At 67.9% G+C, this 9,533-nt stretch carries 10 protein-coding genes; 6 read left to right on the forward strand and 4 right to left on the reverse strand.

Going from position 1 to position 9,533, the window contains the following annotated elements:
- Window positions 1-1,407 (forward strand): threonine/serine exporter family protein (locus AC5RUJ_RS06390; RefSeq protein WP_494155684.1); only part of this gene is annotated, 1,407 nt, incomplete at its 5' end.
- A 128-nt stretch (window positions 1,408-1,535) separates the two neighbouring features.
- Here AC5RUJ_RS06390 and AC5RUJ_RS06395 read toward each other — a convergent pair.
- Entirely contained in the window at window positions 1,536-2,423 is an 888-nt protein-coding gene (locus AC5RUJ_RS06395; RefSeq protein WP_494128679.1) for a siderophore-interacting protein, read from the reverse strand.
- Window positions 2,424-2,754: 331 nt separating this feature from the next.
- A complete protein-coding gene (locus AC5RUJ_RS06400; RefSeq protein WP_494128680.1) occupies window positions 2,755-3,510 on the reverse strand; it encodes a uracil-DNA glycosylase in 756 nt (251 codons plus the stop codon).
- 165 nt (window positions 3,511-3,675) lie between these two features.
- Here AC5RUJ_RS06400 and AC5RUJ_RS06405 point away from each other — a divergent pair, with 165 nt between their 5' ends.
- The 3 genes from AC5RUJ_RS06405 (at window position 3,676) to AC5RUJ_RS06415 (ending at window position 5,301) form a co-directional block, all read left to right on the forward strand.
- Window positions 3,676-3,984 (forward strand): DUF3263 domain-containing protein, encoded by a 309-nt coding sequence (locus AC5RUJ_RS06405; protein ID WP_127515197.1) that lies wholly within the window; start codon window positions 3,676-3,678, stop codon window positions 3,982-3,984.
- Window positions 3,985-4,044: 60 nt separating this feature from the next.
- Entirely contained in the window at window positions 4,045-4,692 is a 648-nt protein-coding gene (locus AC5RUJ_RS06410; RefSeq protein WP_494128681.1) for a LytR C-terminal domain-containing protein, read from the forward strand.
- Window positions 4,693-5,094: 402 nt separating this feature from the next.
- Window positions 5,095-5,301, forward strand: a complete 207-nt coding sequence (locus tag AC5RUJ_RS06415) for a cold-shock protein (protein ID WP_127515201.1) — start codon at window positions 5,095-5,097, stop codon at window positions 5,299-5,301.
- A 95-nt stretch (window positions 5,302-5,396) separates the two neighbouring features.
- On the opposite strand, the gene AC5RUJ_RS06420 is transcribed toward AC5RUJ_RS06415, so the two are convergent.
- The gene (locus AC5RUJ_RS06420; RefSeq protein WP_494128682.1) at window positions 5,397-5,921 is read right to left on the reverse strand and encodes a TM2 domain-containing protein; all 525 of its coding nucleotides are present in this window, start codon (window positions 5,919-5,921) and stop codon (window positions 5,397-5,399) included.
- Between the two features lie 394 nt (window positions 5,922-6,315).
- Between AC5RUJ_RS06420 and groL the strand changes: the two genes are divergently transcribed.
- The gene (gene groL, locus AC5RUJ_RS06425; RefSeq protein ID WP_494014691.1) at window positions 6,316-7,944 is read left to right on the forward strand and encodes a chaperonin GroEL; all 1,629 of its coding nucleotides are present in this window, start codon (window positions 6,316-6,318) and stop codon (window positions 7,942-7,944) included.
- 85 nt (window positions 7,945-8,029) lie between these two features.
- Here the strand turns inward: groL and AC5RUJ_RS06430 are convergent, their stop codons facing one another.
- Window positions 8,030-8,950, reverse strand: coding sequence for a DUF4031 domain-containing protein (locus AC5RUJ_RS06430; RefSeq protein WP_494128683.1), 921 nt, complete (start codon window positions 8,948-8,950; stop codon window positions 8,030-8,032).
- A gap of 83 nt (window positions 8,951-9,033) precedes the next feature.
- On the opposite strand from AC5RUJ_RS06430, the gene AC5RUJ_RS06435 reads away from it, so the two are divergent.
- On the forward strand, window positions 9,034-9,533 hold a 500-nt coding region (locus AC5RUJ_RS06435; RefSeq protein WP_494155685.1), incomplete at its 3' end, for a ribonuclease H family protein.

The raw sequence follows: 9,533 nt of genomic DNA on the forward strand, positions 1-9,533 counted from the left end.
TCGCGCTCGAACGCGGCGGCCCGACGGATGCTGCGCAAGCTCGTGCAGGGCGAGGCGCCGCCCACCGCGCCGATGAGCATCGTCGAGAGGCTGGCCGGCAGCCCCTACGCGAACCCGATGATCCAGACGGCCGGGGTCGATGCCTCCGCCCGCATCACGCTGGACTTTGCCCTGGACGTGGCGGAAACCATGTTCCGCTACGGGGCCGGCGCGCTGGAGGTGGAAACCAGCATCATCGCCGTGACCGCGGCCTTCGGGCTCAGCGACATCGACGTGGACATCACCAACCAGTCCGTGGTGATCAACTACGCCAAACCGGACACGATTCCCATTACCGTGATGCGGGTGGTGCGGTCCTGGACCAACAACTACGCCGGCCTGTCCCTGGTGCACGAACTGGTCACCGACATCGTCAACGGCGGGGTGGGGCGCAGCGAGGCGAAGGAACGGCTGCAGGAGATCACCTCGCGCCCCAAGCCCTTCGCCCGGTGGATGGCCATCGCGGCCGGCGGCGTGTTCTCCGGCTTCATCATTGCCTTCCTCGGCGGCAGCGTCTTCGCGGCCCTGGTGGGCGGCATCTCCACCGTGCTGATGGGTTTGGTCGGGCGGAAGCTGAGCAAATGGCGGATGCCGGACTTCTTCATCACCGGCATCGGCGCCTGCCTGGCCACCGTCATGGCGCTGCTGTTCTGGACGCTGCACGTGCCGATGAGCCCGTCGCTGGTGATTGCCGGCGGCATCCTGTTCCTCCTGCCGACCGGTCGGCTGGTCTCCGCCACCCAGGATGCGATCAACGGCTTCCCGGTCACCGCGTCGGGACGCTATCTCTCGGCCTTCTTTACCTTCGCTGCGATTGCCGCCGGCGTCGCCGTGGGGCTGGTGGGCGGCTCGATGCTCGGCGTCAGCCTGCCCGAAGTCTTTGTGGAGGGCCAGGGCCAGTACCCCTACGTGGTGCGGGCGCTGCTGCTCGTCGTGTCAACCATTGCCCTCAGCATGACCGAGCAGACCAAGCTGAACATGCTGCTGCCCACGGCCGCCGTCGGGCTGGTCGGGCTGTTGATCTACGATCTCGCGGTGTGGGCGGGGATCGGCGACCGGATCGGCCCCGCCGTCGGGGCGGTGGTGATCGGGTTCCTCGGGCGCATCGTGGGCCTGCGGATGGGCTCGCCGCAGCTGGTGGTGGCGGTGCCGGCCGTGCTGTTCCTGCTGCCCGGGCTGTCCGTGTTCCGGTCCATCTTCGAGCTGACCGTCAATTCGGAGGCGCCGTTCAACGGCATCCTGGGGCTGTTCGGTGCGCTGACGGTGATCCTGGCCATCGCCGGCGGTACCGTGCTCGGCGACAACCTGGCCCGGCCGTTCACCAAGGGGCTGGGCTCGAACGAAAACCGGCGGGCCCGGCGCCGCTAAGGACGCCGGATCCACCGGGTGCGGGATGGGTTGCCCTGCACCGGGGGCCGGGGTGGGCGTCGGGGATGGGCGCCCGGTGGGCGCCGTCCGCCGGTGGATCGTTGCAGAAAGCCCCCGGCGATCCCGGCTCAGGCCGGGTAGTTCTCCGGGAAGATCTGGCCCGCCGGCGTGCGCTTCTCCGCCTGGAAGGCGTCTTCGGCCCGGCCGTAGGCCCAGTAACCCGAGATGGAGACCTGGTCGCGGGACAACCCGTGGTCCTTGAACAGGACATCGCGCAGGGACTTCACCTCGTCGCGCTCGCCGTGGACGAATGCATCCACGCGGCCGTCGGGCCAGTCCAGGCCGGCTATGGCGTCGCGCAGCAGGGTAGCGGTCCCGGGCGTTTGGCCGCGCCGGAACAGCCAGTGGATTTCCAGGTTGGCCGGAGCGCCCAGCTCCTGCACGTCCGCCTCGGAATCCACTTCCAGGAAGGCATGGCCGCGCGCGTCCGGAGCCAGTGCCTCAATGGCGGCGGCAACTGCCGGCAGCGCCGCGTCGTCGCCGGCCAAAAGGTACCAGTCGGCGTCGGGATCGGGCCGGTACGCGCCACCGGGGCCGTTGAACATCATCCAGTCGCCCGGCTTGGCCTGCGCGGCCCAGGGTCCGGCGAGGCCTTCGTCGCCGTGGACCACAAAGTCGACCACGACTTCGCGGGTGTCGCGGTCCAGCCGGCGCACGGTGTAGGTGCGGGTGACGGGCAGCTTGTCGGCCGGAAGGGTTTCCTTCAGCTCCGCGACGTTGACCGGGAGTTCCACATCGAGCGCGGGGTCCAGGAAGATGATCTTGATGTACTGGTCGGTGGCGTCCTTGGCGGCAAACCGTTCGGCGAACGAATCGAACGCCTCGCCGCCGGCGTAGACCCGGACCATGTGCTGTGAAATCCACTCGGTGCGCGTCACCTGGAGATTCGTCTGCACCCGCGGCGGCCGAGCGCTCCGTCCCGCACGGGCCGGGGCTGCTGCCGGTTGTGTCTGCATCCTGCACTACTCCTGACGAAGGGAAACTGCTACTGAGGAGAACCTAATCCACCGGTCGGGTAATCCCAATTTGCGGATGTTAAAGGTCACACGCGCGCCCAGGAACGCACGGACCCCCACCGCGAACCCCTTGGCCTCAGCGGTCCGGGCAAGGTCCCGGCTGTCCACGTTTGGCCGAAACTGTCCATGTCTTGGAAACCGTTAAGGCCTTGACCTGCGGCGACGCCGGAGCTGCGCGCAAAACATGGACAAAACGTTCCGGCGTCTGCCAGCCGGCAGCCCACGTCGCCCGGCTGCACGACGCGGCTCAGGCCCGGCTGCACGACGCGGCTCAGCGCAGCTCCCAGTGCACCGGTTCGGCGCCTTGGGCGGCCAGCAATTCGTTAACCCGGCTGAAGGGCCGCGACCCAAAGAATCCGCGGGAGGCCGACAGGGGGCTGGGGTGCACGGTCTCGATCCGCGGCACCTGCTCCAGTACCGGAGCCAACTGCTGGGCTTCGCGGCCCCAGAGCAGTGCCACCAGTGGGCCGCCGCGCTGGGCCAGCGCCCGGACCGCGAGTTCGGTGACCTGCTCCCACCCCTTGTTGCGGTGGGAGCCGGCCTTGCCCTCCTCTACGGTCAGCGCGCGGTTAAGCATCAGCACGCCTTGGTCGCTCCAGGCGCTCAGGTCTCCGTGCTGGGGCGGCCGGATGCCCAGGTCCATCTGCAGTTCCCGGTAGATGTTGGCCAGGCTGCGCGGCAGCGGACGCACGTGCCGTTCGACGGCGAAGGCCAGTCCGATCGAGTGTCCCGGCGTGGGATAGGGGTCCTGGCCGACGATCAGGACCTTGACCTTGGACAGCGGGCGCTGGAATGCCCGCAACACGTTGGCCGGCGCGGGCAGCAAGGTTTTTCCGGCGGCGCGCTCGCCGTCGAGGTAGGCGGCCAGGTCCCAGAGCAGGGGTTCGGCGGGAGCAAGAACCTCGGCCCACTCGGGATGAATCACGGCGGAGAGCTCCCGGGGCGAGGCAAACGGGTACGGGGCGCCAAGGTCCGCGGCGGGCGGGTGGGCTGGCAGCGGAAAGAGGGCACCGTCGTCGTAGTTCACAGTTCCATCTTTGCGGAAACCACCCGCCGGCAGGCAATCCGGTCGCGCACGCCGCCCGCCGGGCCGGGACCGGCCCGGGGCGGTGAATGACATGCCTGTGATTCGCCTTTATCATGGGGGAGGTATTGATTGCTGTCAGCAAGTACTAGGAAGCGCAGGTGTGTTGTGGCGGGTTCGGCCGAGGCCAGTGCCTTTTCACTCGAGGCCGAGGTTGACGACGCCAGCCCGCTGAGCGAACGCGACCAGCGCATGCTGGCTCTGGAGCGGCAGTGGTGGAAGTACGCCGGAGCCAAGGAACAGGCCATCCGCGAACTGTTCGACATGTCCGCCACGCACTACTACCAGATCCTGAATGCGTTGATCGACACCGAGGATGCGTTGGCGCACGATCCGATGCTGGTGAAGAGATTGCGTAGACTACGTACGTCCCGCCAGCGCGCGCGCACTGCTCGCCGGCTGGGCACCGACGCCTAGATCCGGGACGGCCTGGTAGGCCGGTTTCCGTTTCGCCACCACAAGGATGCACTGAAAGCGATGAGCAAGTACCCCCGGGATGAGTTCGACCAGGTCCCTGAAACTTCAGACCGCCACGGTGTGCACCGCGCACGGATGGCGACGCCGAAGTCCAACGGCCTGGGCCTGATCGTCCTGGCCGCGGTACTGGCGCTGGCAGTTGGCGCCCTGTCGTTCTTCGTGCTTCCGCTGCTGGGAGGCGGAGGATCTTCGACCACGGCCGCCGGCCAGGCCGCCCCCGCTGCCAGCGTTTCGCCCACGCCAACGGCGCAGGAAACCGAAACCGCCGAGCCGGAAGCGACCGCCGCCGCGAAGCCGACCGAGGAGGCAACGGAAGAGCCCACCGAGGATCCGACCGAGGAGCCAGCCGAGGAACCCACGGAAGAGGCCGCGGCGGTCAACAAGCAGGACCCGGTGATGATCCTCAACGGCACCGGCGTGACCGGGCTGGCCGGCACCGTGTCGCAGCGGGTGCAGGCGGACGGCTGGTCGATCGCGGTCGTGGACAACTGGGGCGGTGCCCCGCTCGCCGGCTCGGTGATCTTCTACAACCCGGGCCAGGAAGCCAACGCGCGGGCCCTCGGCCAATTGCTGGGCATCAGTGCGATGCAGGAAAACGGCAACGTCTCGCAGTACGTCACCGTGGCGCTGGGACCCGGCTACCAGTAAGGCATTCTCCTCGCCGCGCCGCCAAGGTGGCGCTGGGCCCGGCTGCCAGTAAGGCATTCTCCTCGCCGCGCCGCCAAGGTGGCGCTGGGCCCGGCTGCCAGTAAGGCATTCTCCTCGCCGCGCCGCCAAGGTGGCGCTGGGCCCGGCTGCCAGTAAGGCATTCGCCAGGCCGGGCCCCCAATAGGCCGTGCGCCTGGATTGCGCGCCGGCCGGGCCGCCAACTGCCCGCGGCGCCGTAGCCCTATTACCCATGCGGAGCGGCCTCAAAGCGGAATTTCGGTTACGCCTCAATAACATTTAAGTGTGCGGTAGCTCACTTCACCCCGCTGCGCGGTTAAGGTGAAACCATCCTGCCGCTGAACCGTACACGGCAGGCTGGAACTACTGAGTATGGAGAACGCTATGGCGCTGGGAACCGTCAAATGGTTCAACGCGGAAAAGGGCTACGGCTTCATCACCGTGGACGAAGAAAATTCCGATGTTTTTGTCCACTGGTCCGCTATTCAAATGGATGGTTACCGTTCCCTCGATGAGGGGCAGCGCGTAGAGTTCCAGATCGGCCAGGGCCAGAAGGGTCCGCAGGCAGAAGAGGTCCGGGTCGCCCCGTAGCAGACCCGCAATGACGACGGCGGCGGAGGCTGGGGTGCCTCCGCCGCCGGTTTCGTCGCGCCGGTTCGTCGCGCCGGTTCGTCGCGCCGGTCGGGCTACTCCTTGAGCGGGATCCCGCGGGCGTCGCGCTTGAACGGCTCTGCCCCGACCAGGATCATGATGCCCTCGACGAACCCCCAGACGGCGCCGAAACCAAACGTCAGGAACGTGACGACAATCTGCACCACGCCGATGGCGACGTGGCCCAGATAGAACCGGTGGACGCCCAGGCCGCCCAGCAGGATGCCGAGCAGCCCGCCGATCAGCCGGGACTTCTGTTCCGGATAGTAGTAGCCCGGGGGAGCCCCGTAGTACTGCTGCTGCCCGTAGGGCTGGCCCTGGCCCGGCTGGCCGGGCTGCGCGTATGGCTGTCCCGGGGCGCCGTACGGTTGCTGGCCGAAGGGCTGCTGGCCCGGCTGCTGTTGCCCCGGAGCCCCGTAACCCGGCTGGCCGGGCTGCGGGTATTGCTGTCCCGCTGCGCCGTACGGCGACTGTCCGCCGAGCGGCCTAGTCGGGTTGGTGCCCGGTGCCAGGGGCTCGGTGGGGTTGCTGGTGTTCTTCTCGTCCGGTGATTCAGACATGGTTCTCCGACCTGTGCCCGGTGCCGGGCCGATTGTTCGCGTGCGCTGTCTTGCCTGCCAATCTACGCGGGAGGGGCCTGTCGTTTCCATGGGGGTCCACCCTGATTGTTGGCCCGGGGGTGCTCAGGGGGATCTCGGCCGGAGAAGCGCGTCATCCGGCAGGCCCAACAGCTTGCACTCGACACCTGCGAGTGCTAATTATTGAGTTAGCACTCTCGCGGGCTGACTGCTAAGAAAGCCCGTAGGGAGTGAAACCCGCCACCTCGGTGAGGTGAGCGGCGCGGCGTACCGAATCCGCCGTCGTCGTGAGCCGTCCGTCGCGGGCACCGCAGGTGGCCAGCAGCCGTCAAAAGCTGCGTCCAGTGTCTATTGTCCAGAAGGGACGTAAGCCGCTATGGCAAAGATCATTGCATTTGACGAAGAGGCCCGCCGCGGCCTCGAGCGCGGACTCAACACCCTCGCTGACGCCGTTAAGGTAACCCTCGGCCCGCGTGGCCGCAACGTCGTGCTCGAGAAGAAGTGGGGCGCCCCCACGATCACCAACGATGGTGTTTCCATCGCCAAGGAGATCGAGCTGGACGACCCGTACGAGAAGATCGGCGCCGAGCTGGTCAAGGAAGTCGCCAAGAAGACCGACGACGTCGCCGGTGACGGCACCACCACCGCCACCGTCCTGGCCCAGGCCCTGGTCAAGGAAGGCCTGCGCAACGTTGCTGCCGGCGCCGACCCGCTGAGCCTGAAGCGTGGCATCGAGAAGGCTGTTGACGCCGTCACCGCCGAGCTCATCGCTTCCGCCAAGGAAATCGAGACCAAGGAACAGATCGCCGCTACCGCGTCGATCTCCGCCGGAGATCCGCAGATCGGCGAGCTGATCGCCGAGGCCCTGGACAAGGTGGGCAAGGAAGGCGTCGTCACGGTCGAGGAGTCCAACACCTTCGGCCTGGAGCTTGAGCTCACCGAAGGCATGCGCTTCGACAAGGGCTACCTGTCCGCATACTTCGTCACCGACGCAGAGCGCCAGGAGACGGTCCTCGAGGATCCGTACATCCTGATCGTCAACTCCAAGATCTCCAACGTGAAGGACCTGGTTGGCATCCTGGAGAAGGTCATGCAGTCGGGCAAGCCGCTGCTGATCATCGCCGAGGACGTCGAGGCCGAGGCCCTGGCCACCCTGATCGTGAACAAGATGCGCGGCACCTTCAAGTCCGTGGCCGTCAAGGCTCCGGGCTTCGGTGACCGCCGCAAGGCCATGCTGGCCGACATCGCCATCCTGACCGGCGGCCAGGTCATCGCCGAAGAGGTCGGCCTCAAGCTGGAGAACGCCACCCTGGACCTGCTGGGCCAGGCCCGCAAGGTGGTTGTCACCAAGGACGAGACCACCATCGTCGAAGGAGCCGGCGAAGCCGACGCCATCGCCGGGCGCGTCAACCAGATCCGTGCCGAGATCGAGAACTCCGATTCCGACTACGACCGCGAGAAGCTGCAGGAGCGCCTGGCCAAGCTGGCCGGCGGCGTTGCAGTCATCAAGGCCGGTGCCGCAACCGAGGTCGAGCTCAAGGAGCGCAAGCACCGCATCGAGGACGCTGTCCGCAACGCGAAGGCTGCCGTTGAGGAAGGCATCGTCGCCGGTGGCGGCGTGGCCCTGATCCAGGCCGGCGCCAAGGCGTTCGCCAACCTCAACCTCGAAGGCGACGAAGCAACCGGCGCCAACATCGTCAAGGTTGCCATCGACGCTCCGCTGAAGCAGATCGCACTCAACGCCGGCCTGGAGCCGGGCGTCGTGGCCGACAAGGTCCGCGGCCTGGCCGACGGCCACGGCCTGAACGCCGCCACCGGTGTCTACGAGGACCTGCTGGCTGCGGGCGTGAACGATCCGGTCAAGGTGACCCGCTCTGCCCTGCAGAACGCGGCCTCCATCGCCGGCCTGTTCCTGACCACCGAAGCCGTTGTCGCCGACAAGCCGGAGAAGGCCGCTCCGGCCATGCCGGGCGGCGACGAGATGGGCGGCATGGGCGGCTTCTAAGCTTCCCCGCCACCACCTCGGCTTGACAGCAGGCCACGGTTCAGCGAGGCGCGGTTCCCGTCACGGGAGCCGCGCCTCGCGGCCTTTAACCCCTTTCCGCAGCGAGCCAGTCGGGCCTCTCGTGCCAGGCTTCCAGCTCGGCGGCGAGGTTGTGCCGGGCATGCTCCAGCCACTTCTCCCGGGCGGACGGGGTCCGGTAGAGCGGATCCAGCGCCAACAGACCACGGACGACGGCGGTGCGCCCGGCGGCGAAGTCGGCGTCGGGCACGTGCGCATAGTCTTTGCGGACGTCCCGGACATAGCTGCGGTACTCCGCCGGCGTTCCGCCGAGGACGGACAGGTCGGCGTCGCACAGCAGGGCACCGGTCCGATCCTGCGGGCCGGGCGAATGGGTGGCCGTGAGCAGAACCAGCCGGACCACTTCGGCCGTCTCCTCGCCGCTGCAGCCCGCGGCCGGCAGGCAGGCAGCCGCGAGATCAGCCGATTCCTGTTCGTCGACGCCGGGCCGGCCGTTGTAGACGGCGTCGTGGAACCACGCCGCCAACCATACTGCCCGCGGCCGGGGAACGGACCCGGCCGGGGCAGTGAGCTGTTCCAGCGCCTCCAGGACAGCCAGCAGGTGGCCGGGGCCGTGGTAGTGGCGGTGCGGTTCTCCCCAACGGTCCAGCAGGTCGCGGCCGAGGTTCTCCTGCCCGGGCAGCATCTCGTTCCACCGGCGGAGCAGCACCCTGCGCAGCCTCTCCGGGCGCTGACGGGCCGGTACCCGCAACCCGCTCGCCTGCAACCGGCGGGTCAGGTCACCGGCGCTGACTTCGACGGCACCCAGCCTGACCAGCTCGGCGTAGCGGCTGGCCGGCACATCGTAGTGGTCCCGGTCGAAGGCCCGCTCGCGGATCCCGGCTGCCGCGGCGAAGCGGTGCAGCTCGGCCAGCGACGTGTCGGAGACCAGATGGGAAAAGTGGGTGCCATGCGCGGGCCAGAGCGGAGGATCGATGAGTATTGCCACGTGCCCAGCCTAGGGCCAGGAATGTAGGCTACGTGCCCCGCGCACCGCCAGGAACGGTGGCCGGATCTGAAAAGATGGAGATTATGACTATCACTGCTGCCGCCGATGGCTCCGCGCTCGGCAACCCCGGACCCGCTGGCTGGGCCTGGTACATCGACGACACCGCGTGGGCTGCCGGGGGCTGGCCACACGGCACCAACAACCAGGGCGAGCTGATGGCTGTGCTGGACCTGTTCCGGGCCACTGCGCACCTGCCGCAGGAACACCTGCGCGTGTTGTGTGACAGCCAGTACGTGATCAACTGCGTGACCAAGTGGATGCCGGGTTGGAAGCGGCGGGGCTGGAAGAAGGCCGACGGCAAGCCAGTGCTGAACGTCGACCTGCTCAAAGACATCGACGCCGCGATCAAGGGCCGCAGCTACGAGTTCGAGTGGGTGAAGGGCCACGCCGGACACAGGCTGAACGAAGCCGCCGACGAACGCGCCCGAGCGGTGGCCCTGGCCTTCCAGAACGGCACCGGCGCACCGGCCGGCCCGGGCTTTCCCGGTGGACCGGGAACCTCCGGCAGCGCCGTCATCGGATC

It is taken from the genome of Arthrobacter sp. Y3223164, from assembly GCF_059091005.1.